At 32.0% G+C, this 24,246-nt stretch carries 22 protein-coding genes; 11 read left to right on the top strand and 11 right to left on the bottom strand.

The window, feature by feature from the left end:
* Positions 1 to 211: 211 nt before the first annotated feature.
* Complete coding sequence (locus HNV10_RS08145) at positions 212 to 949, top strand: TrmH family RNA methyltransferase (RefSeq protein ID WP_173300840.1); 738 nt, start codon at positions 212 to 214, stop codon at positions 947 to 949.
* Here the strand turns inward: HNV10_RS08145 and porT are convergent.
* Together porT and ubiE are read right to left on the bottom strand one after the other, a co-directional pair.
* Positions 936 to 1,655, bottom strand: coding sequence for a type IX secretion/gliding motility protein PorT/SprT (gene porT / locus HNV10_RS08140; protein ID WP_173300839.1), 720 nt, complete (start codon positions 1,653 to 1,655; stop codon positions 936 to 938). The two genes, HNV10_RS08145 and porT, sit on opposite strands and share 14 nt — an antisense overlap.
* 1 nt (position 1,656) lies before the next feature.
* Positions 1,657 to 2,388, bottom strand: a complete 732-nt coding sequence (ubiE, locus tag HNV10_RS08135; protein WP_173300838.1) for a bifunctional demethylmenaquinone methyltransferase/2-methoxy-6-polyprenyl-1,4-benzoquinol methylase UbiE — start codon at positions 2,386 to 2,388, stop codon at positions 1,657 to 1,659.
* Positions 2,389 to 2,555: 167 nt separating this feature from the next.
* On the opposite strand from ubiE, the gene trkA reads away from it, so the two are divergent.
* From trkA to HNV10_RS08120, 3 genes are all read left to right on the top strand, one after another.
* Positions 2,556 to 3,905 (top strand): Trk system potassium transporter TrkA, encoded by a 1,350-nt coding sequence (gene trkA / locus HNV10_RS08130; protein WP_173300837.1) that lies wholly within the window; start codon positions 2,556 to 2,558, stop codon positions 3,903 to 3,905.
* Between the two features lie 11 nt (positions 3,906 to 3,916).
* The gene (locus tag HNV10_RS08125) at positions 3,917 to 5,419 is read left to right on the top strand and encodes a TrkH family potassium uptake protein (protein ID WP_173300836.1); all 1,503 of its coding nucleotides are present in this window, start codon (positions 3,917 to 3,919) and stop codon (positions 5,417 to 5,419) included.
* A 164-nt stretch (positions 5,420 to 5,583) separates the two neighbouring features.
* Positions 5,584 to 5,832 carry a hypothetical protein gene (locus HNV10_RS08120; protein WP_173300835.1) on the top strand — a complete coding sequence of 83 codons (249 nt, stop codon included), beginning with the start codon at positions 5,584 to 5,586 and terminating at the stop codon, positions 5,830 to 5,832.
* 219 nt (positions 5,833 to 6,051) lie between these two features.
* Here HNV10_RS08120 and HNV10_RS08115 read toward each other — a convergent pair whose 3' ends face one another.
* Positions 6,052 to 7,236, bottom strand: a complete 1,185-nt coding sequence (locus HNV10_RS08115; RefSeq protein ID WP_173300834.1) for a pyridoxal phosphate-dependent aminotransferase — start codon at positions 7,234 to 7,236, stop codon at positions 6,052 to 6,054.
* A 30-nt stretch (positions 7,237 to 7,266) separates the two neighbouring features.
* Entirely contained in the window at positions 7,267 to 8,364 is a 1,098-nt protein-coding gene (locus tag HNV10_RS08110) for a fatty acid desaturase family protein (RefSeq protein WP_173300833.1), read from the bottom strand.
* A gap of 147 nt (positions 8,365 to 8,511) precedes the next feature.
* On the opposite strand from HNV10_RS08110, the gene rsmG reads away from it, so the two are divergent.
* Positions 8,512 to 9,141, top strand: coding sequence for a 16S rRNA (guanine(527)-N(7))-methyltransferase RsmG (rsmG, locus tag HNV10_RS08105; RefSeq protein ID WP_173300832.1), 630 nt, complete (start codon positions 8,512 to 8,514; stop codon positions 9,139 to 9,141).
* A gap of 117 nt (positions 9,142 to 9,258) precedes the next feature.
* Here rsmG and HNV10_RS08100 read toward each other — a convergent pair whose 3' ends face one another.
* The 4 genes from HNV10_RS08100 to HNV10_RS08085 form a co-directional block, all read right to left on the bottom strand.
* Positions 9,259 to 9,990, bottom strand: a complete 732-nt coding sequence (locus tag HNV10_RS08100; RefSeq protein ID WP_173300831.1) for a T9SS type A sorting domain-containing protein — start codon at positions 9,988 to 9,990, stop codon at positions 9,259 to 9,261.
* A gap of 121 nt (positions 9,991 to 10,111) precedes the next feature.
* On the bottom strand, positions 10,112 to 12,028 hold the full coding sequence (locus HNV10_RS08095; RefSeq protein WP_173300830.1) for a T9SS-dependent choice-of-anchor J family protein: 1,917 nt from the start codon (positions 12,026 to 12,028) through the stop codon (positions 10,112 to 10,114).
* 138 nt (positions 12,029 to 12,166) lie between these two features.
* Positions 12,167 to 13,816, bottom strand: a complete 1,650-nt coding sequence (locus tag HNV10_RS08090) for a DUF6029 family protein (RefSeq protein ID WP_173300829.1) — start codon at positions 13,814 to 13,816, stop codon at positions 12,167 to 12,169.
* Between the two features lie 33 nt (positions 13,817 to 13,849).
* A complete protein-coding gene (locus HNV10_RS08085) occupies positions 13,850 to 14,338 on the bottom strand; it encodes a TlpA family protein disulfide reductase (protein WP_173300828.1) in 489 nt (162 codons plus the stop codon).
* 102 nt (positions 14,339 to 14,440) lie between these two features.
* Here HNV10_RS08085 and HNV10_RS08080 point away from each other — a divergent pair, with 102 nt between their 5' ends.
* Entirely contained in the window at positions 14,441 to 15,496 is a 1,056-nt protein-coding gene (locus HNV10_RS08080) for an Omp28-related outer membrane protein (protein ID WP_173300827.1), read from the top strand.
* Positions 15,497 to 15,642: 146 nt separating this feature from the next.
* On the opposite strand, the gene pruA is transcribed toward HNV10_RS08080, so the two are convergent.
* From pruA to HNV10_RS08065, 3 genes are all read right to left on the bottom strand, one after another.
* Complete coding sequence (gene pruA / locus HNV10_RS08075; protein WP_173300826.1) at positions 15,643 to 17,268, bottom strand: L-glutamate gamma-semialdehyde dehydrogenase; 1,626 nt, start codon at positions 17,266 to 17,268, stop codon at positions 15,643 to 15,645.
* Between the two features lie 223 nt (positions 17,269 to 17,491).
* Positions 17,492 to 17,878 (bottom strand): Co2+/Mg2+ efflux protein ApaG, encoded by a 387-nt coding sequence (gene apaG / locus HNV10_RS08070; RefSeq protein ID WP_173300825.1) that lies wholly within the window; start codon positions 17,876 to 17,878, stop codon positions 17,492 to 17,494.
* Positions 17,879 to 18,039: 161 nt separating this feature from the next.
* Positions 18,040 to 19,293 carry a type IX secretion system plug protein gene (locus HNV10_RS08065; RefSeq protein WP_173300824.1) on the bottom strand — a complete coding sequence of 418 codons (1,254 nt, stop codon included), beginning with the start codon at positions 19,291 to 19,293 and terminating at the stop codon, positions 18,040 to 18,042.
* A 161-nt stretch (positions 19,294 to 19,454) separates the two neighbouring features.
* Between HNV10_RS08065 and HNV10_RS08060 the strand changes: the two genes are divergently transcribed.
* Genes HNV10_RS08060 through nqrE form a run of 5 tightly spaced genes read left to right on the top strand, consistent with a single transcriptional unit; the run spans position 19,455 to position 24,246 of the window.
* Positions 19,455 to 20,807: a Na(+)-translocating NADH-quinone reductase subunit A gene (locus HNV10_RS08060; RefSeq protein ID WP_173300823.1), complete on the top strand. Its 1,353-nt coding sequence runs from the start codon at positions 19,455 to 19,457 to the stop codon at positions 20,805 to 20,807.
* Complete coding sequence (locus HNV10_RS08055; protein WP_173300822.1) at positions 20,807 to 22,015, top strand: NADH:ubiquinone reductase (Na(+)-transporting) subunit B; 1,209 nt, start codon at positions 20,807 to 20,809, stop codon at positions 22,013 to 22,015. The genes HNV10_RS08060 and HNV10_RS08055 overlap by 1 nt, the downstream gene beginning before the upstream one ends.
* Before the next feature lie 2 nt (positions 22,016 to 22,017).
* Positions 22,018 to 22,827: a Na(+)-translocating NADH-quinone reductase subunit C gene (locus HNV10_RS08050; protein WP_173300821.1), complete on the top strand. Its 810-nt coding sequence runs from the start codon at positions 22,018 to 22,020 to the stop codon at positions 22,825 to 22,827.
* A 1-nt stretch (position 22,828) separates the two neighbouring features.
* Positions 22,829 to 23,473, top strand: a complete 645-nt coding sequence (locus HNV10_RS08045; RefSeq protein WP_173300820.1) for an NADH:ubiquinone reductase (Na(+)-transporting) subunit D — start codon at positions 22,829 to 22,831, stop codon at positions 23,471 to 23,473.
* 50 nt (positions 23,474 to 23,523) lie between these two features.
* Entirely contained in the window at positions 23,524 to 24,246 is a 723-nt protein-coding gene (nqrE, locus tag HNV10_RS08040; RefSeq protein ID WP_173300819.1) for an NADH:ubiquinone reductase (Na(+)-transporting) subunit E, read from the top strand.

Here is a 24,246-nt window from a genome sequence, read left to right as displayed (position 1 = left end):
CAGTGATTTATATGTTATTTTTAATATTGAAATTCTTAGTTGCAAGTTCTAAATCTCTGTATTTTTTAGTTTTGGTGTTTAAGTAACAAAAATAATACCATTTCCTTTTAAGAAATAGCTACATCACTTTAATTTTGAAACAAGAATAACTCAAAAAAAAGGTTTACTTTGTACAGTACATGTTTCATTAAACAAAAGTAAAGACATTTTAATGGTTACAAAGCATCAAATAAAGTTAATTAAAAGTTTAAGTTTAAAAAAAAATAGACAACAAAATGGTTTGTTTATAGTTGAAGGTATAAAAGGGATTTCAGAATTTTTAAATTCTCATTATATTTTGAATAAATTATATACCACAAAATCTATTTTTGAAGCGCCCGAAGAATTAATTTGTAACATTTCTGAAGCCGAATTAAAAAGGATTTCTTCTCTTAAAAATCCTAATACAGCTTTAGCAATTTTTGAAATTCCTGAGAACAAATCAGAACAACAAGTTGGTTTAATAGTTGCTTTAGATGATGTACGCGATCCTGGGAATTTAGGAACAATTATTAGGCTTTGTGATTGGTATGGTATTAAAAACTTGGTTTGTAGTAAAAACACTGTAGATTGTTATAATACTAAGGTGGTACAAGCTACTATGGGCTCATTAACCAGAGTAAATATAGAATATGTAGATTTAGAAAGTTATTTAAAAACTTATAAGTCACCTGTTTTTGGTACGTTATTAAAAGGTGAAAATATTTACAATGCAGATTTGCCAAATAACGGACTTATTGTCTTAGGTAATGAGGCTAATGGAATTTCAGAAACTATAAAAGCTAAAGTAAATAGAAAATTAACCATTCCTCAGTTTGGAGAGGTTAAAGCTACTGAAAGTTTAAATGTTGCAAATGCAACAGCTATTGTGCTTAGCGAATTTAAAAGAAGGACTATTATTGAAACGTAAAGTTTATAAATAAACCTCTAGATTGCATTCTAGAAATATTGCCAGTCCAAGGACTATTTGGGTCTGCATCTCTAATATTCTCATCATTAATAGCAAATATGCCTCGGATTGAAGGGGTAAACTTAAAGTATAGTAAATACATATCTATACCAAAACCAATTTCATAAAAATAAGAATTTTTAGTCATTCTAAATTCTCCAGAACTATTGTCATTAGGATTGTCTTGGTTGCTAGATAAGTTTAATGCCGTAGAAAACCCGCCAACAATAAAAGGTTTAAAATTATTAATACGTTTGGTAGAAACTTTTAGTAATAGAGGTAGATGTACATAAGTAGATTTTACTTCTCTTAGTAAATCAGAATCATTAAAGTCTTCTATACCATTAAAATAACTTTCGTCGTATATTAAATTCCTTGTAGTAAAGAATACGCCTGGCTCAAATCTTAAATTTAAATAATCATTAATACGCATATCACCAATAAGACCCAAATGAAAACCACCTGTTGTCTCTACCTGAATATCTTCAAGGTTTTCGTTATAATCAAAATTAAAATCATATTGATTATAACCAATAAAATAACCCCAAGTTAAAAATTTTTGGTCAATATTATCTACAGGATTTGTGATACGTTCTTTCGTAAACATTTGCGCTGACAAATTTTGAAAGACAAATAAAATGGCTATTAAAACTACAATACGCTTCATATTATGCTTTTGATGCTGAGTAAATTGTGGCAACACCCATGGTTTGTGGTTTGTGCTCCACATTAATAAACCCAATTTTCGATAAAATATTGTTTAAAGCTTTACCATAAGGAAAAACTGAAGCAGATTCGCTTAAATACTTGTAGGCAACTCGATCTTTAGAGAAGAGTTTACCAATTGTAGGTAAAATTAGTTTAGAATATGCTTTGTAACCTAGTTTGTAGATAGGGTTTGTGGGTACAGATGTTTCAAGAATTACAAAAATACCATTAGGTTTAAGTACTCTTAATATTTCTGCTAATCCTTTTTCTAAATGCTCAAAATTTCTAACGCCAAACGATACTGTAATGGCATCAAAGGTATTGTCTTTAAACGGTAAATCTTCAGAATCACCAATAACCATTGAGATAATGTTATCTAGGTTTTTAGCTTTTATTTTTTGCCTTCCAACCTCTAACATACCATCACTAATATCTAATCCTGTAATTTCTTTAGCATTTGTAGAAACTAGGTTAATAGCTAAATCACCTGTACCAGTGGCAATATCTAAAATATTTTCTGGCTGGTGTTCTGCAATCATTTTCACAACCTTTTCTCGCCACTTAACATCGATACCAAAGGAGATTACACGATTTAAGCCATCGTATTCTTTAGAAATTGTATCGAACATTTTAGTAACCTGAACTTTTTTAGACTGGTCACTGTCCTTATAAGGATTAATTTTTTCGGCCATAAAAATTTTTGGCAAATATACTAAAGAAGTTACAAGTACTTAAAGTTTCAAGTATATAAAGTTATTGAATTACCAACTACAATCTATTTTTTTAACTTTAAATACTTTAGGCACTTATCAACTTATAACTTATCCATATATTTGTAGTCTTATTTCAAGAATTTATAATGAAAATAATTATTGCAGGTGCAGGTGAAGTAGGATTTCATTTAGCGAAACTCCTTTCTTATGAGTCGCAAGAAATCACTTTGATTGACACAAAAAAGGATAGTTTAGCATATGCAGGAGAACACTTGGATATTAAAACTATAAAAGGAGATGCTACTTCTATTGAAATTTTAAGAGAAGCACGTATTGAGACCGCTGCGCTTTTTATTGCAGTAACTTCCTCAGAAACCACAAATATTACAGCATGTGTTTTAGCAAAACAATTAGGGGCTAAAAGAACAATAGCTCGTATTTCTAATACCGAATTTATTGAGCATAAAGAAACTGTAGGGTTTTCTAAAATTGGAATAGATGAATTAATTTCTCCGGAGTCTTTAGCAGCTTCAGAAATAGAATTGCTTCTAAATCAATATGGTTTTAATGACACCTATGAGTTTGAAGAAGGTGCTTTAACTATGCTAGGTTTACGTATTTCTAGAACTGCAACTTTTGTAGGAAAAACAGTAAAACAAGCTGCCGAATTATATTCTGAATTACATTTTATTCCTATTGCCATACAGCGATTAGGAACACAATATACAATTATTCCAAGAGGCGATACTATTTTTAAAGAAGGTGATAAAGTGGTTTTTATGACCTCTGAAGGTGGTGATGAAGAATTATTTGAATTATCAGGGAAGGTGAAAGTTGAAATTAAGAATGTTATGATTCTTGGTGGTAGTCAAATAGGGTATAAAACAGCAAAAGACTTATGTGTAAGTAAGTTTAATGTAAAAATTGTAGAAAGTAAAAGAAGTGTTGCTGAAGATTTGGCAGAAGATTTACCAAATGCATTAGTTATTTGTGGTGATGGAAGAAATGTTGAAATCTTAGAAGAAGAAAATATTTCTGATATGGATGCTTTTATTGCTGTAACGGGCAATTCTGAAACCAATATTATGTCTTGCCTATTAGCGAAGTCTAAAGGTGTAAAGAAAACGATAGCTTTAGTAGAAAATATGGATTATTACCAATTATCGCAATCCATTGGTATTGACACATTAATTAATAAAAAGTTATTGGCTGCAAATAATATCTTTAGATATATAAGAAAAGGTGAAGTAGTAGCTATGACAAAGCTTACTAATATGAATGCTGAGCTTTTAGAGTTTGTGGTAAAACCGCATTCTAAAATTACTAATAAATTAATTAAGGATTTAAAATTTCCGAAATCTGCCATATTTGGAGGAGTCATTAGAGATGGAAAAGGTGTAATTCCGTTAGGGAATTTTAAAATAGGTGCAGGTGATCGTGTTGTTGTTTGTTGTTTACCTCGTTCTATTTCTGAAGTTGAAACATTTTTCGCTTAATTGAAAATGATATGTCGCGTATAAAACTTAATTATAAAATCATTTTTCATTTTTTTGGACTGCTATTATTATTTAATGGTGGCTTTATGCTAATTGCTACTTTAATAAGTCTTGTTTATAAAGATGGTGTTACACTTCAAATGTTATTGGCAGGTTTAGCAACATTGCTATTAGGTGTAATTTTAATGTATAGAACAAAAGACCATCGTAAAGAAATGAACAAGCGCGAAGGTTATATTGTTGTAGCATTTGGTTGGATAGTGATGTCCTTGTCTGGTACATTACCATATGTTGTAACCGAAGCTATTCCTTCGTTCACGGATGCTTTTTTTGAAACCATGTCTGGTTATACCACAACTGGTGCAAGTATTTTAAATGATATAGAAATAGTGCCAAAAGGTGTTTTATTTTGGAGAAGTATAACACATTGGATTGGTGGTATGGGAATTATTGTACTAGCCATTGCTATTTTACCATTATTAGGTGTTGGTGGCATGCAGTTGTTTGCAGCAGAAGCACCAGGTCCTGGAGGAGATAAGTTACATCCAAGAATTACAGACACAGCAAAACGATTATGGTTAATATACTTTGGTTATACAGCCGCTGAAACTATTTTACTACAAGTTGCAGGTATGTCTTTTTTCGATGCCATTAATCATGCCTTAAGTACATTATCTACAGGAGGTTTTTCTACTAAAAATGCTAGTGTTGCCTATTGGAATGATAATCCTGCAATACAATACATTATTATATTCTTTATGTTTTTAGCAGGTACAAATTTTGTGTTAAGCTATTACTTATTTAAAGGAAAGGTAGGTAAAATATTAAAAGACGAAGAGTTTAAATTGTATTCTACTTTTGTTGTTGTTTTTACAGTCATTGCTGCAGTTCTTATTTATTTTAGAGCAGATGTGTCTTTGTCTACAATTGAGCATCCAATGGTTTTAGGTGAAGCAGAAAGTGCCTTAAGACATGCTTTGTTTCAAGTATTAACTGTAATAACTACAACAGGTTTTATTACTGCAGATTATACGCTTTGGACACCATTTTTAACTGTTTTCTTTTTTGGTTTAATGTTTTTAGGAGGATCTGCAGGTAGTACTTCTGGTGGTGTAAAAGTAGTGAGACAATTAATTTTAATAAAAAATGGCTTTATGGAATTTAAACGCGCCTTACATCCTAATGCTATTTTACCTGTACGTTATAACAGAAAATCTGTTTCTAAAGATATTGTATTTAATGTTTTAGGATTTTTTATTTTGTATATGTTATCCTTTATTATTGGTGCTTTAGTGTTTTCTATGTTTCAGTTAGATTTTGAATCTTCCATCGGACTTTCAGCTTCGAGTTTAGGAAATATTGGACCTGCTTTGGGAGAATTTGGGCCAGTAAATAACTATGCTGCATTACCACCTTTAGGTAAATGGTGGGCTTCTTTTTTAATGCTTATTGGTAGATTAGAATTGTTTACGGTTCTGATTTTGTTGACACCTTTCTTTTGGAGGAATCGGTAAACTTTTCAACTTTTTTTATTTTTTTTAAAAATACAGCTAGCCTATATTAATAGTGTCATTATAATGTGTTAGAAGCTTGAATTCTTCGCTATAGTTGAGTTGCATGGTGTAACATTTTAATTAATTGTACGTCTTATTTGTATAACCAATTAAAATCATCAATCATGGAATTAGTATTAAACACAACATTAGAATCAGTATCAGAACCCAATGAGGTATTTCTCTTTAAAACAAAAGGCTTATTAAATTCTAGTTACAAATCTATTGTAAAAGAGAATTATAGAAAGGCAACAAAAAAATCAATCTTTGGGATGAGACAACGTATTAAGTCGTCTCAATATAAGATGGTAAACCATGCGGCAGCCATTTTAAAATTATCTGTTTTTGCTATGGTGTTAATCGCTATATTTTAAGAATATACTATTTGTTTTCACCGTTTAACCGATGTGTTTTTAGAACCTTTTAAGAGGAATTATTGCAACTTAAAATTTGAAAACATGCCGTTAGGTTAATTAAATACAAAGGGTAAAGATATTATTAAATCATTTATTGTTTGGGTATTCCTAAAATCAAAAGAGCCCTTTCTATACTTAAATTAGAAAGGACTCTTTTTTATATATTAATAACAAATATTAACTCAACGCAGCTTTAATACGTTTAATTGCTTCTTTTATTTCATCTTGGGATGCTGCATAAGAAATTCTAATACAGTCAGGGTTTCCAAAGGCTTCACCTGTAACGGTTGCTACTAATGCTTCCTCTAATAAAAATAAAGAAAAGTCAGAGGCATTATTAATTGTTTTTCCTTTGATAGTTTTTCCAAAATAAGCAGAAATATTAGGGAAAACATAAAATGCACCTTCTGGTTCATTTGTTTTAAAACCTTCAATTTCACTTAATAAACTCAATATTAGTTGACGTCTTTCTTTAAATTCATCAACCATATATTTTATACTAGAAGGGTCTGCTTCTAAAGCCGTAATTGTAGCGCGTTGTGCAATACAATTTGCACCACTGGTAATTTGGCCTTGCATTTTATTACATGCTCTAGCAATCCAATCTGGCGCACCAATAAAACCTATTCTCCAACCTGTCATTGCAAAAGCCTTTGACACACCGTTTACAGTAATTGTTCTGTCATACATATCATCAAACTCAGCCATACTAAAATGACCTCCTACAAAATTGATATGCTCATAGATTTCATCAGATACGACATAAATATTAGGATGCTTTTGTAAAACATCTGCTAATGCTCTTAATTCTTCTTTACTATATACAGATCCACTTGGGTTACAAGGAGAACTATACCAAATCATTTTCGTTTTTGGTGTAATGGCAGCTTCTAATTGCTCGGCTGTCATTTTAAAATCATTATCTATAGATGTTTGTACTTCAACAGGTACTCCATCACTTAATTTTACAATATCACTGTAACTTACCCAGTAAGGGCATGGTAAAATAACTTCGTCTCCAGCATTTAACATTACAGCCGCAATATTTGCTAAAGCTTGCTTTGCACCAGTAGATACAACAATTTGTGGCAAGGTGTAATTAAGGTTATTATCACGTTTAAATTTAGTGATAATAGCCTGTTTTAGGTCTACATAACCATCAACAGGTGTATAGCTGTTATAGTTTTGGTTAATTGCTTCAATAGCTGCGTTCTTTATAAATTCTGGCGTATTAAAGTCTGGTTCTCCTAAACTTAGACCAATTATATCTTTTCCTTCTGCGCGTAATTCTCTAGCTTTTGCTGCCATGGCAAGCGTAGCTGATGTGGCTAGGTTGTTAATTCTATCCGATAGTTGATTCATGTGATTGTGTTGGTTTTTTTCTGCAATTTATTAAGCCATTGTTGGCTTTTTACCTAATTGTTTTAATTGCTCATAGTGTTCTGCAATAGCTTTCCATATAGAATTATATTCATTATATGGTAAACTAAATTCATGTGCAGTTTCTCTTACTATTTTAGCAATATTTTTATAATGAACATGACTAATGTTTGAAAATAAATGATGCTCAACTTGCCTATTTAAACCGCCTGTGTAAAACTCAACAATCCAACTTTTAGGTGAAAAGTTAGACGTTGTAAACAATTGGTGAATAGCCCAAGTGTTTTTCATGTTTCCTTCTTTATCTGGCAAGGGCATTTCTGTATTAGGCATAACATGTGCAAGCTGAAAAATAACACTAAGGATAATACCTGCAGTGTAATGCATAATTAAAAAGCCTATTAAAACTTGCCACCAAGCATAACCAGAAACCAAAGGAAGTACTACCCATATTGAATAATATATTATTTTTCCTATAATTAGCTTAGTCCATTGCGTTGCAGGATTTGGGAATTCTCCATAAGATAATTTTCTTTTTAGGTACTGGTAAGTTTGTTTAAAGTCTGTTGTAATAGCCCAGTTTACTGTTAGTAATCCATATAGTAAAAAAGCATAATATCTTTGGTATTTATGGATTTTTAGCCATTTAGCATGCTTAGAAAAACGAATTATTCTACCAGCATCAATATCCTCGTCATGGCCTTGTATATTAGTGTATGTATGGTGTAATACGTTATGTTGTACTTTCCAATTGTAATCGTTACCAGCTAAAATATGTATACTACTTCCCATAAGTTTGTTTACCCATGGTTTACTAGAAAATGAGCCATGGTTAGCATCGTGCATTACATTCATTCCTACACCTGCCATACCAATACCTATAACAATCATAGATAAAATTTGAAGCCATACAGGAAGATTATCAACTGTTAGTAATACAACTAATGGTCCAAGTAATAATGTAAACATTACTACAGCCTTTAGGTATAGTTTCCAGTTTCCTGTTTTCTTTATGTTATTTTCTTTAAAGTAGTTGTTAACGCGTTTATTAAGGGTTCTAAAGAACTTAGCAGAGTCTGTTCTAGAGAATTTTACTGTTTGTTGAGCCATTAGTCTATAATTTATTTATAGTTATAACGTAAGGGATTGAAATTCATTATAACAAAGCAAAGATAGTTAATAATTAAAATGCAACATGAGAGAATACCATAAATAATACAGAGTAAAATTGAGTATTTTTGAAAAAAAAATAAAGTTATGGAGTTAATCTTGAAATATTTCCCAAATCTAACTGAAACTCAAATTAGACAATTTGCAGCATTAGAAGCACTTTATAAAGATTGGAATAGCAAGATAAATGTAATTTCTCGTAAGGATATAGATGAACTCTATTTGCGACATATCTTACATTCTTTAGGAATTGCAAAAGTTATGAGTTTTACTCCAGGTTCTTCAATTTTAGATGTTGGAACAGGAGGAGGTTTTCCAGGTGTGCCTTTGGCAATTTTGTTTCCTGAGTGTAAATTTCATTTAGTAGATAGTATTAATAAAAAGCTTAAGGTTATAAATGCGGTTTCTGAAGCTATAGAACTTACCAATGTTAAAACAACACATAGTAGAGTAGAGGCCATTGATGAAACTTTCGATTTTATAGTGAGTAGAGCAGTTACTTCAATGCCAGAGTTTACGACTTGGGTTAAAGGGAAGATTGCTAAAAATCAGAAAAATGAATTAAAAAACGGTATCCTCTATTTAAAAGGAGGCGATTTAACCGATGAGTTAAAACAATACAAAACTGTAAAAGCCTATTTGCTCTCAGATTATTTTGAAGAGCCTTTCTTTGATACTAAAAAAGTAATTCATTTGCCCTTAAAGTATAAACCTTAAAGTACATAGATAAATTAGTGTTTACCTTGTTAGTAGTTACACATAAATTATTGTTCTAAAATTAAAAAAAACCGTTTGATTTTTATCAAACGGTTTTTTCTGTACTCCAAAACTTTATTATTTTTTTACGATTTTTTTAGTCATCGTATTACCAGAAGTATTTGTAAATCTTATAATATATGGTTGAGCAGATAAATTTGAAACATCAATTGTATCGGTTCCAGATGTAATATTAGCTTGCATTACTTTTCTACCTACTAAATCGAATATGTCAGCAGATAAATCTTCGCTAGAAATTACATTTAAATGATTTTGAGTGCTTGTTGGATAAACTTCTAAAAAAGATAATTCAGTTTCATCAACACTTAAAGATGGATTAAACTCATAAGTAACAGTTAAAGGTGTACCAACAGTGAATCCACTAGCATCATATGCCTGAAACCTTAAGGTCCAGCTCATAGGCGTTGTTGTGTCAGACGAATTTTGATTCCAGAAATTGTTACCAGCACTATTAGTTGTTCCTGCAGCGATTAGAGCAGGTGTGCTTGGGTATCCACTATTAAGAGATACATTGTTTAAACAAACACCATTAAAACATAACTGAAAATTTGAACCATCAGTGCCAGTAAGGTTGTCTACAAAAATTCTCATATATATATCTGTAGTACTAGTATTTGTTACTTTAAACTTAAAGTTACAAGGGTCATTATATGCACATCCAGCTTCAGAAAATGCAATAACTTGTCCTTCTGATAAAAGACTGTCGTCGCTTTGGTCTCTAACTTCAAATTGTGCATAAGACACGAGACTTGCTAAAAACAAGCTCATAAAAAGTAATTTTTTCTTCATAATTTAATTTTTTTTTAAATGTTTATTTATGGTTAAAACAGATATCAAATATACATTTTTTATAATTTAATATAAAAGGGAAGCAATTACGCTTCCCTTATATTAATCGTTTTAAACTGTTTTATTTAGTTATCACAAATTTCGCACTGTAAGACGAGATGCCATCATTAATTTTCATAATATAATGGCCAGGATTAAGTTGAGATACTGGTAACTCAATATTTTGTGTTCCAAATAAACCTTCGTAGTTATTGTTAATAACAGTTCTTCCTAACATATCAGTTATAGAAATATTATAATCGCCATTTCCTGCTTGGAAAGCAATATTTAGTTTGTCAGTGGCAGGATTAGGATATAGTTTAATTGAATCAATACCAGCTACTTCTTCTACACTTAAAGCTTCGGCTACAGTACTTTGACTAGCACCTACTACAGTACCATCTGCTGCATCAATTAGAACCAACACTATATGCATATTGGCTTGATTAATTGTAGAAGGTATAGTATAGTTGAAATCATAAGAAGCACTTAAACCATCAGTAATAGAAGCAGGTACAGAATTTTCTTGTCCGTCAAAACCACCTATTAATGCTCTTCCAACATGATTGTATACCATTTGAGTTGCAGGTACTGGGTCAGTATAATTTTCATAACCACCCATTACACCATTAGCTCCACCAGAGTAGTAATTTTGTTGATCATAGTCATTACCAACAATGTTTGTGCCATCACCAGTCCCTGTTACACCATCTTCAGTAATAATTATACCAAATCTAAAATTGGCATTACCAAAATTAGTGTAAAAATTAGCATTAGCAGTAATTGTTAAATCACTTCCATTTTGAGTTGCTCCAATGGATAAATCAACAGGGACAATTTCTGTATTTAAGGCATCGTAAGCACTTTGTAAATTGGCCTGAGCTGGGTTTACATCTTCATATTTTCGATCTATAACACCACTTGGATATCCGCTAATATATTGACCAATTCCATCATCGTATGCTGCAACTTCCATTGGATCTGAATTGTGAACAGCAACACCAATAACGGTATTAGGATATGTAGAAGTCATATAATCTAAGCCAACTGCTCCTCTCGGACACCATCCACACCATGTACCTGTAGCTTCTTCTATGAAAACAGCTTTTGTTCCGGATTGTGATACAGTATTAAAGTCTTTTAAGTCGTTATTATTAGTTGGGTCTTCGTCAGTTAATCCATTTACAGCGCTTATTGTTAAGTCAATATTTTTTTCAACAATTGCTGAGTAATTTACCATTGTTGGGTGGTCAATTGTAACTGTTTCTCCAGGAGCAATACTTGTTGTAATTGTAGAGCTATTATCAGTTGTGCCATCATTCCAAGAAATATCTAAAGAAGTAATTGTACTAGATCCATTATTGTTAACATCTATTGAAATTTGGTTATCTGCAGAAATAAGAGAATATCTACTTAGACTTGTACCTTCTATTTTAGCATCAATACTGTAAGGAGATCTTACAGAAACATCATCAATTATCCAGTTGTCACCATCATCATTATAATGTACAAAAGCAATATATATCATCATACCGTCATATGCAGATAAGTCAATATTTTTTAGTTCATAACCAGAACCAACATTAGATTCATCGTATGTGGCTATTGTAGTAAAATCAGCATGAGTGGTTTGAGAAGCAGTTGAAACTTTTACATGGTAAGTAGAGCCATAATCAGAGCTATAACTTTGCGTAGAATAAAAAAGCAATTCTGTATTAGTAGCACTTGTTAAATCAATTTGACTTGTAACCAGCCAATCTTCGGCTATACCTCCTGTAACATTTTCATATTGACTTGCGGCCGCGTATATACCAGTATTTGGTGCTGTTGCTTGAACCCAGTCGTTAGTAGTACCTATTCCATTAGTACCTATAAAAGAAGTCCAACCTGTTGGTGGAAATACGGCACCTTCAAATCCTTCGGTTAGAAATGTTTGTGCCTTAGTTAACTGAGAAACAGAAAAGCAAAGCAAAAAAGCGAGGGTAATTTTTTTAATCATAGTGAGTAGAATTAATTAAATGATTCGTTAAAATTGAATTTTCAAGATAACTAAAAGCTTAACTCATACAAATTTATGGCATAAAAAAAACGATATTTGACTTCAAATATCGTTTAAATACTATTTTTAAGGTTAAACTTAAAATGCAACTGTAAGGTTTGCGCTAAGTCCTGTATTTTCTGGTACAAATCTGCATACACCTCCTATACATATTAAACCACCTCGTTGTCTTCCGTAGTTTAGACCTAATCTAGTGTTGCCTTTACTATAACTTCCTCCAACACTATAGTAGTGTGTTTCATTGGTGCCCTCATAATTCCAATTGTCCGCAGCATAAAGAGCAAAGCGTGTTGAGAAATTATATTCTATTACTGCTGCTGCCCAGTTTTTACGGTCGTCTTCACTCCACAAATGTTGTGCGACTAAGCGCAGTGCTTTTCCGTTATCAAAACGTCTAGTAGATTCTAATACACCAATATTTGCAAGAATAGAGCTGTTTCCTAAAGGACCTCCTTCAACCACACCTTTATCTACTATTACATTTTGATAGGTTAGTACTGAACTCCATTTTTTAGACCATTTCTTTTTTATTTCAAGATTAAAATCCCTAAAAAGTTGATGACCTTTTCCAATAAATTTGGCTTTATACCATTTGTTTTCAATATTGTATTCAGCATCTAATCCGCCCCAATATGAAAAATTTGCAGCTAATTTTGTTCCGTATTTTCCACCTAGAGTTGTTCCTTTTTTAAACGAGTAATATAAATCGAATTGTGTGCCAACTTCACCAGAGCGTTGATCAAAAGATTCTATTATTAATCTTGGTTGTGGATTGTAAACATAGATGTTTGTTAAAAGATAGTCTTGTTGCTTAGTAAGACCAGGTACATAATTAAGCACTTGTTGATTGTAAACATTTCCTTCAGCTAATCTATCGGAATAAAAACTAAAATTTTCTAGTCTTCTAAAGGTTGCATTGATTCCTAATCCTTTTTTAGCATAACCTGCATTAACTTGTAAAGCTGTACCGTCATATAATTTATTAGAAGATAATACACCTTCATTAGCTATTGCATCTGGATCTTTAATTATCGCTTCAACACCTGCATAAAAATTATCTATTATAAAATCTAATCGTCCACCATAAGCGCTAACGGTTGATGGTAGCGCTTCATTACCATTAGTGTCTTGATTTCTACCAACATAACTAGCACCTAATTGTATGTCTATGCTTTCAATATTTAGAGCACCACTTAAACTTAAATCAGCATCGAGTCCTTGTATGGTACCTTCAGATTCTTCAAAACCATGGCGTTGTTTTCCAAAGACAGCTTTTATGCTTAAGTCTTTAGTGGCATTAAATTTTACATTTAGACCTTTTAATGCATTATTTAGACCAAGCTGTCTGTCTTCCCAAGACCTTAATATTAATCCGCTGCCAAACTGTTCGTAAAAATAACCTCCTGTTACATCTAAATTGTCGTCCTTATAGTTAAAATAGTATGTTGCAACATCATTCTTATTATCAAAAATTGGGTCGTAACCTAATAATGCAGAAGGTAAATAAGACTCATACTGAACGCCAGCGGTAAAGTTACCTAAGTTATAATTTAATAACACATAATTATTTGCCCTAAATTGATCATTTGGAGCTAAAAAATTAATGCCTTTATCGGTTTGAAGCCATTGTGAATTAGATTCTAATCCTCCATAAAAATTTCCTGTTTCTTGGGCATTTATAATAGTTAGATTTGCAAATAGCGTAGCTAGAATGATAATTTTCTTCATTACAATTGGTTATTAGCGGTAAGCGGTAAGTGATTAGTCTTTAGAAAGCTCTTTTATTTTTTCGTACAATTCAAATTCGGCACCAGGACTATAACCAGAATGTTCATAAACAATCTTGTTATCTTTTACTAAAATTGTAAGAGGAATACTTGATGCGTTTAATGCACGTTTTAAATCATTATTACTGTCTAATAAAACTGTATAATCCCAATCTTTACCGTTTACTAAAGATTTTACGCGTTTTACAGTTCTGCTATCATCAACTGAAACTGCTAGAAGTTCTACATTTGTTTCTTCTTGCCATTCTTCATAAACATCATTAATGGCGTCTAATTCTTTTAAACAAGGAACACACCATGTTGCCCAAAGCGAAACAATTGTAATTCCGCTGTCATTAGTAGCTTCTTGAAGGTTTACAGTTTTGCCATCTATAGAAGTTACATCTACATTTGGAAGGTCATTTTGAGCTGTTACAGCAAAGCTAAATAGACTTAAGCAAAAAATTAAAATTAGTTTTTTCATGGTTAAATTTTCGAATTTTGATACACAATATTAGTTAATTTTTTTTCAAATGTACTGTTGTTCTAAAAATTAATTAAATTAGCGAAAAACAATACTATTGCTATGATTTCAAAAAAAGTGCCAAAGATATTTTTATTATTATTTTTAGTAATATCTGTATCTTGTAGTAAAACAGAAGAGAATGTGCCTTTAACAACTCCAACTGCTCAAATAAGTGTTGACGAACTTGTTAGGAAGGCTTCTTTGATAAATCAAGAGATTCCGTTTAAAATTGTAAATGAAGCAGGTGAAGATGTAACTTCATTAGCTACGTTTTATGTAGATGGTGATGCTATTGATGGTTCTTCTTTTTCTTCTGATGCTATTGGAGAATTTGAAGTTTATGGAGTTTATATGGAAGATGGAGTAGAGGTAACTACAAATACTGAAAATTTTACTGTTATTATTCCTAAGCGAAAAATTGTGGTCGAGGATTATACAGGGACATGGTGTGGTTTTTGTCCTAGAGTTTCAGCGGCATTAACCTCTTTGCATCAAGAAACGGATGATATTACTGTAATAGCCATACACGAAACGGCAAATAGTTATCCAGATCCAATGCACTTTAGTCAGGTACAAACTTTAAAAGATGCATTTAATGTAGAGGGTTTTCCTGCTGCAAAAATTAATAGAACAACCGAATGGCAAAATCCACATGCAAATACGGATGTAACAAGTATCGCTGGTTTAGACACAAATTTGGCAATAGCTATTAATTCGGAATTAGAAGGCGACGAATTAACAGTACAAGTTAATGTTGTTTATGAAGAAGGTTCTGTGCTAGGCGACAAACTTGTTGTTTACTTATTAGAAGATGAGATTATTAATGGACAGGTTAATTATTATAATGGAGATAGTACAAGTCCATTTTATAATATGGGTGATGTAATTCCGGAGTTTGAACATAATGAAGTTTTAAGAAATTCACTCTCTGCAGTTTTGGGAGATGCAATTCCTGTAACTAGCGCATTAACAGAGTATATAACTTCATTTACTATGACAGTACCTTCTGATTATGTTATGGATAACTTAAGTATTGCTGCTATGGTGGTTGATTCTAACAATTCGGCTAAAAACTCACAGTTTGCTCACATCGAAGAAGATAAAGCGTACGAATAATGTTTTCTAATAAACAAAATAAAAAACCTGAATATTAGTCTTCAGGTTTTTTTTGGTTTAAAAGGTTTTTAATACACTTTTAATATAAAAAAATCCTTAAATGCTATTTGCTTTTAAGGATTTTATATTTTAAAATTTAAGAAAATTTATCCTAAAAATGGATATCTGTAATCTACAGGAGTTACAAAGGTTTCTTTTATTAATCTTGGAGATACCCAACGTAATAAGTTTTGAGCACTTCCGGCTTTATCGTTAGTACCTGAGGCTCTTGCGCCACCAAATGGTTGTTGACCTACAACAGCACCTGTTGGTTTGTCATTAATGTAGAAGTTACCAGCACAGTTTTGTAAGGCTTTAGTAGCTTCTTCAATAGCATAACGACAAGTAGATAATATTGCGCCTGTTAATGCATATTCACTTGTTTCATCAACTAGTTTTAAAGTTTCAGAATAAGCATCTTCATTGTAAACATAAATTGTCATTACAGGCCCAAATAACTCGGTAGACATTGTTTCATACTTAGGGTTTGTTGTAACAATCACAGTTGGTTCAATAAAGTAACCTTTAGATTTATCATAACCTCCTCCTACAATAATTTCTGCTTCATCAGAGGCTTTTGCTGCATCGATATATTTAGCAAGTTTGTCAAAAGAACCTTCATGTATTACAGCAGTAACAAAATTACTCATGTCCTCTGGAGAACCTTGTTTAAAGGAATTTACATCTTCAATCACTAAATTTTTAACCTCTTCCCAGATATTACTTGGTATATAAGCTCTAGATGCTGCACTACATTTTTGACCTTGAAACTCAAAAGCGCCACGAGATATCGCAGTTGCTACTTGTTTTGGTACAGCAGATTTGTGAGCAACAATAAAATCTTTTCCTCCAGTTTCGCCAACAATTTTTGGATATGTTTTATAGTTATGGATATTGTTTCCAATTTGCTTCCAAAGTTCTTTAAATACAAATGTAGAACCTGTAAAATGTAAGCCAGAAAAATCAGGGCTAGACAAAACAGTTTCAGTAATCATTACAGGATCACCAAAAACAACATTAATAACACCATCTGGTACACTTGCTTCTTTAAAAATATCCATGATAATTTTAGCAGAATAGATTTGGCTGTCACTTGGTTTCCAAACGACAACATTACCCATTAATGCCATACATGCTGGTAAGTTTCCTGCAATTGCAGTAAAGTTAAAAGGAGTAACTGCGTAAGTAAACCCTTCTAGAGGACTGTATTCTACACGGTTCCAAGCATCACTTGTGCTTTCTGGTTGTTCCATGTAAATATCCGTCATAAACTGAACATTAAAACGTAGGAAATCTATAAACTCACAAGCTGCATCAATTTCGGCTTGATGTATTGTCTTAGATTGCGCAATCATGGTTGCAGCATTTATTTTTGCTCGGTAAGGACCTGCAATTAATTCTGCGGCTTTTAAGAAAATACCTGCACGCTGTTCCCATGGCATCTGAGACCATGTTTTACGAGCTTCTAATGCTGTAGATATAGCGTCTTCAACATGTTTTTGTTCTGCTAAGTGATATTCGCCAACAATATGTTTGTGATTATGTGGAGGAGACATAGTTCTGGTATTTCCAGTTTTTACATCTTTTCCGTTGATGTACATTGGGACTTCTACTTTGCTGTTAAACATTGTTTTATATGTTTCTTTTACAGCTTCACGCTCAGGAGAACCAGGTGCATAAGACTTAACAGGCTCATTGACTGCCACAGGTACATTAAAGAATCCTTTTCCCATAATATATTTGTTTTTTAGATTAAATTTTGAAAGTGCAAAGGTACAAATTTTATAAGAGAATTATTTCTAGAAATGTTATAGTTGTGTGAAGGTTTAACATTGTAATACTCTTAAAACTTTTGTATTTAAAAGCATGTCCATTTTAACTTTTTCTATTGATGAATAGATTAAAATGTCTTGAAACAAAATTTCAAAAATTAAAAAGGTGAAAATGAACTAAAATTTAATTAAGCGCAAAAGGTGCACTTAATTTAAAAGACGGGATATAAACTTTAAATTTATTAGTCTTAGAAAGATTTATCATGTTGTAATGGCCTTGCATTGCGCCAAAAGGAGATGTTAAAAGGCAGCCAGAATTATAAGTATGAGTTTCACCTGGTTTTAAAACGGGTTTCTTTCCAATAACACCTTCACCTTCAATAATTTCTTCATTGTTTAATGCGTCTAATATTTTCCAGTGTCTTGTGTTTAATTGCACAGAATCTTTACTTTGATTTTCAATAGTTACTTTATAGCCAAAGGCAAAGTGTACTTTATAATTTTTATAAAATGTACCTTCAAAATTGGTTTCGACAGAAATTTTTATACCGCTTGTAACTTGTTGTACCATAGATTTGTTGATTGTGCTATGCTAAAATAGCATAAATTTTGAATGAAACCGTATAATTCGCTGAACAGCTTGTAATTTTAACAATTAGAGAATTTTATACCCTAAATAATTGTAATAACAAATAAACAAATACGTTTTTTTATTAGAATCGAAATTTAAATTTAATTAGTAATGTTTACAGAAGAAGCTTCACCGTATCCTATAAGACGATCATAGCGTGCGCCTAGATCTTTATAATAAACTAAAACTTTATAGTTGTTTTCTGTTTCCCAAAAATTACCACTAATTGCACCTTCATCAATTATTCCAGTTTTTCTGTCTACAGTAATATATTTGTAATTGTAAAAACCTTGTTTTAAAAGCATTATTTTTTCATAGCGTTGGCTTTCAGAATTATATTCCAGTTTTGTTAATGGGTCAATGGCAAAACCATTGAAATTACCATAAATATGAATGTCCTTGTCTTTTATTTCTTCATGTAATAATGAAAAATGAATCATAGTATAGTCGGCTTCAACATCTACATTGTCCGTATCTATTGCGGTAACAAGGAAGTTTCCGTTAATATCCGGATTGTAGGTATACGGTCTGTCTTTTCTAGATACGTTAGTATAAAGATAATTATGGTAAAGGTCTTTTAGTTTAATAAATTGAACGCCAACATTTGCGGCTCTTACATCTTTGTTTTCATAATTCCAATACTCGTTGCCTGCCCAAAATGCAGATTCTGTGTCATAACGATAAATGAGTTCGTTGCCCAATGTGTATTGTGGTTTTAGATTAGAAATTGCAGTGTTGAGGTTGTTGTTTTGTATAATTAATGTTTTAATAGTTTCTAATGGATTATTTAAGTTAATACCATCTGTAGAAATAACCATGTCTACAGATTGCTTTTCTGCAATGACCTTAACGTCTCTAGAGCGCTTTACGCTTACACCAACATTGGCGATATCTTCATATAGCATAAATTTTCTACTAAACATTAATTCATCATAATCATCATAAATAGAAATCATGTAATTACCGCTTTTTAATAAAGCAAGTGTTTGGGTGTTTGGGATGCTTAAATTGTAATGCGAATAAATTTGATACGTATTAAAAGAATTCTCATAAGTTAATATCCTCTGGTTGTCTAGTCCTTTCAGGTATTCTGACTTAACTAAACTAGAGGGAGTCCAATCAAAATTATAATGTTCAATTACATAATAAAAATCTTCTTCATTATTGGTCAGCGCATCAAATTCTAGTTCTAAAGTTTCCCCAAGTTTTAAAATAGGAAGTTGGCCTTGCGTAGTATTACTTTTAAAGGTAATTGTTTTAATAAAATCTGGAGGATTTACTTCTTTAACAACTTGAGAAATTAATAATGTTGGTAATAAAGTAAATAATAATAGGTTGAAAATATTTTTTTTCATCATTGATATTGTGCGATGTGTAAAGATAATCAAAATTCATGCCTATAAAACAGAATGCTTATTTATAATGATTACAAATAAAAAAGAACCAATATTTTGAGATGTTTTTAAGCAATAATTTGTAGATTTGCACGGATTTTTAGATAACTAATCTTTAGTATATGTCAAAAGACATCAGAATTAAAAAGGGTTTAGATATAAAGCTAATCGGTGAAGCCGAGAAAGCAACGGAAAATGCTATTATTAGCAATTCTTATTCTATAAGACCTGAAGACTTCCACAGTATTATTCCAAAATTAGTAGCAAAAGAAGGCACTCGTGTAAAAGCAGGTGAAACTTTATTTTACAATAAAGATAATGAAGCTATGAAGTTTGTTTCGCCAGTTTCTGGTGAGATTACCGAAGTACAACGTGGACCAAGACGTCGAATAGACGCCATTAAAATTGTAGCAGATAAAGAACAAACTTATGTTGATTACGGTAAGTTTGATTTGTCATCTGACGCTGAAAAAATTAAGGCACATTTATTAGCAACAGGTTGTTGGTCTTTTATAAAACAGCGTCCTTACGATGTTATTGCTAATGCAAACAGCAAACCAAAAGCTATTTTTGTTTCAGGTTATGCAAGTGCACCTTTAGCTGCAGATTTAGATTTTACATTGGCAGGAAAAGAAGCAGAATTGCAAGCGGCTGTTACGGTATTATCTAAATTAACAGATGGTAGTGTGCATGTTTCAGTAGGTCAAAATTCTAATTCGCCTTTAGCTAATTTAAATAATACTACCACTCATAAAGTTTCAGGGCCACATCCATCAGGTAATGTAGGGACATTAATTAATAAGGTAAGTCCTATTAATAAAGGAGAAACTGTTTGGACGGTTAATGCGCAAGACTTAGTGATAATAGGTGAGTTGTTATTAACTGGTAAGTTTAATGCAGAACGTATTGTTGCTTTAGCAGGTTCTTCTGTTAAAAAGCCAAGATATTTTAAAACTAAAATTGGTTCTGAAATTGCTACTATGGTTTATGATAATGGCGTTGAAAGAGATAGTAATGACCGTATTATTTCTGGGAATGTTTTAACAGGTAAACAAGTTGGACCAGATGGTTTTTTGGATTATTACAGTAATGTAATTTCAGTTATACCAGAAGGTGATGATTATGAATTATTTGGTTGGAATAAACCGATTTTTAATAAAATTTCTACATCTAGAGCGTTAACTTTTTCTTGGTTAAACCCTAAGAAAAAATACGATTTAAATACGAATACAAACGGAGAGCATAGAGCATTTGTAACTACTGGAACTTACGAAGAAGTTTTTCCTTTAGATATTTATCCAATGCAAATTTTAAAAGCTTGTATGTATAAAGATTTGGATGAAATGGAAGCTTTAGGAATGTACGAAGTTGCTCCTGAGGATTTTGCGTTAACAGAGTTTGTATGTGTGTCTAAGCAACCGCATCAAAAAATAATAAGAGAAGGTTTAGACTTAATGCTTAAAGAGATAGGATAATGGGTTTAAAAAGTAATTTACATAATTTTAAGGAAAAGAATAAAGACAAAAAATGGATTCCTGCATTTAATGCAATCCATACCTTTTTATACTTACCAAATGAGACCACTCACGGTGGTACTCATATTAAGGCAGCAGACGATTTAAAACGTACAATGAATACCGTTATTATGGCGTTGGTGCCATGTTTAATATTTGGAATGTTCAATGCTGGTTATCAACATTATTTAGCACAAGGATTAATAGAATCTGCAGATGGGTTTTTAGGCGCATCTTTTTGGACTTGGGATAATTTTGTAATCGGTCTGTGGAAAGTTTTACCGTTAGTTATTATTTCTTATGGTGTTGGTTTAGCAGTAGAATTCGTATTTGCTATTATTAAAGGTCATGAAGTAGAAGAAGGTTACTTGGTAACAGGTATGTTAGTTCCATTAATTGTACCTGTTGATATTCCGCTTTGGATGTTAGCTGTAGCAGTAATTTTTGGAGTTGTTATTGGGAAAGAGGTTTTCGGTGGTACAGGTATGAATATTCTAAACCCTGCATTAACTATCCGTGCTTTCTTATTTTTTGCTTATCCTACTTGGATGTCAGGAGATAAAGTTTGGGTTCATGGAGCTGTAGAACGAGCTGGTACACCAGATGCAATCTCTGGAGAAACTATATTAGGTAGTTTAGCACAAAATAATGGAACATTAGGCTATGATATATGGGATATGTTCTGGGGAATTATACCAGGATCTGTTGGTGAGACATCAAAGTTTTTAATAATTATTGGAGCTTTATTCTTAATTTTTACTAAAGTAGGAAGCTGGAGAATTATCATTAGTACCTTAATTGGAGCTTTATCCATGGGATTAATTTTCAACGGTGTAATTAATGCTGGTTGGGTTGGTGAATCAAGTAAATTCTTTGGATTAATGAGTGTACCGTTTTGGCAACACTTAATCATAGGTAGTATATTGTTTGGAGCTGTTTATATGGCAACAGATCCTGTAACGGCATCTCAAACTAATAAAGGAAAGTGGATTTATGGTTTCTTAATAGGATTTATCTCAATTATGATACGTGTATTCAATCCAGCATACCCAGAAGGTGTATTCTTAGCAATATTATTAATGAACGTTTTCGCACCAACAATTGATCACTATGTTATTAAAGCTAATGTGAAGCGAAGAATGAAACGTGTAAAAGTTAAAACAGCATAATTATGGCAGTTAACACAGATAAAAATTCGTACACCATACTTTTTGCAATAGCAATGGTAGTAGTTGTAGGTTCATTATTAGCGTTTACAGCATCGTCTTTAAAACCTAATATCGATGAAAACAAGCGTATGGAGAAGCAACAGAATATTCTATACGCAATGGGAATAAATGGAAACGAGGGTTCAGGTGATATTACTTTTGTATCTACTGACGTCGTTGCAGATGAATTTTCTAGTAATATTTCAGAACAGTTAGTATTGGAGTATAAAGATGGTAAAATAATTAACCAATACACTCGTCAAGAGTTTATGGATTCTACAGATGAAGATAAAGGTATTGAGCCGTACTTAATAGATATTAAGAAGCAACAAACAAGAGCTAAAGAAGGTAAATCTCGATATTTACCATTATTTGTTGGTCAGCAAGATGGTAAAATAGTTTATGTAGCGCCAATAAGAGGTAAAGGACTTTGGGATGCTATTTGGGGTTTTGTGGCTTTAGATAAGGACATGATAGTTAAAGGAACATTTTTTGATCATGCTGGTGAAACTCCTGGTTTAGGTGCTAATATTAAGCAACGCTATTTTATGGATGATTTTTATGGTGAAGAATTATTAACCGATGCAGGTGTGTTTAAAGGTATTTCTGTAGCAAAAGGAAATAATGATCCAAAAAATGAAATTAAAGACGATTATGAAGTTGATGCCTTAGCAGGTGCAACAATTACAGGAGATGGAGTATCTGCAATGATTAAGAAAGATCTAAAATTGTATTTACCATTCTTTCAGAATTTAAAAACAAAAACGAATTAGTATGGGACTACTTTCAAAAAAAGATGCCAAGTTAATTACGGATCCGTTAACGGATAATAACCCTATTACAATTCAGGTATTAGGTATTTGTTCTGCGTTAGCGATTACTGCAGAGCTTAAAGCTTCCTTAGTAATGGGAATTGCCGTATTGTTTGTACTAGGTATAGGCAACGTGGTTATTTCACTAATGCGAAATATTATTCCTTCAAAAATTAGAATTATTGTTCAACTTATCGTTGTAGCTTCTCTAGTAATTATTGTAGATCAAGTACTTAAAGCTTTTGCTTTTGAATTAAGTAAAACACTTTCTGTATTCATTGGTCTTATTATTACTAACTGTATTATTATGGGACGTTTTGAAGCATTTGCTTTAGGTAACGGTCCTTGGAAATCATTTTTAGATGGAATTGGAAATGCCTTAGGTTATGCAGTTATATTAATAATTGTAGGATTCTTTAGAGAGCTTTTAGGTTCTGGAACTTTATTTGGAATACCAGTTTTAGGTGATCCAATTGAAAAAACTGGAGTGTATTCTATCGGTTATGAAAATAATGGTTTTATGTTAATGCCTCCAATGGCATTAATAATCGTTGGTTTAATAATTTGGGTACAACGTAGTAGAAATAAAGATTTAATCGAAGACTAACATTAAGTTGTTATCCTGAATTTAATATCGGGATTTAAATAAAATAGAAAATGATAGAACATTTAGAATTATTTTTCAAGTCCATATTTATAGACAACATGGTATTTGCGGTTTTCTTGGGTATGTGTTCATACTTAGCCGTATCTAAAAAAGTGGCAACAGCAGTTGGTCTTGGTGCAGCCGTTATCTTTGTATTGGCCATCACAGTACCATTAAACTGGTTATTAGATCAGTATTTATTACAGCCAGGAGCTTTATCTTGGTTAGGGCCAGAATATGCTGATTATGACTTAGGTTTCCTTTCCTTTATCATGTTTATTGCAACTATTGCAACCATGGTACAACTCGTAGAGATTGTGGTAGAGAAGTTTTCTCCATCATTATACAATTCCTTAGGAATCTTTTTACCGTTAATTGCTGTAAACTGTGCCATTTTAGGTGGTTCATTATTTATGCAGTCTCGTGAAATAGAAACATTAGGCTTAGCTTTTAATTATGGTGTTTCTTCGGGTATTGGTTGGTTCCTAGCAATTTTAGCTATTGCAGCTATTCGTGAAAAAATTAGATATAGTAATGTACCTGCACCTTTACGAGGTTTAGGGATTACATTTATAATTACAGGTTTAATGGGTATTGGTTTCTTAAGCTTTGGTGGTATGTTAACTGGTGGTGATGAAGAAGGTGAACCATCAACTGAGCCAACAGTACAAGTAGAACAAGTTGAAACTGATAATGCTAAAGAATTAGCAGATAACACTAAAATAGTTGAGTAG

Source organism: Winogradskyella litoriviva (assembly GCF_013249065.1).
In the GTDB taxonomy this organism is placed as follows: Bacteria; Bacteroidota; Bacteroidia; order Flavobacteriales; family Flavobacteriaceae; genus Winogradskyella; species Winogradskyella litoriviva.
This window is presented reverse-complemented; position numbering and strand designations above follow the sequence as displayed.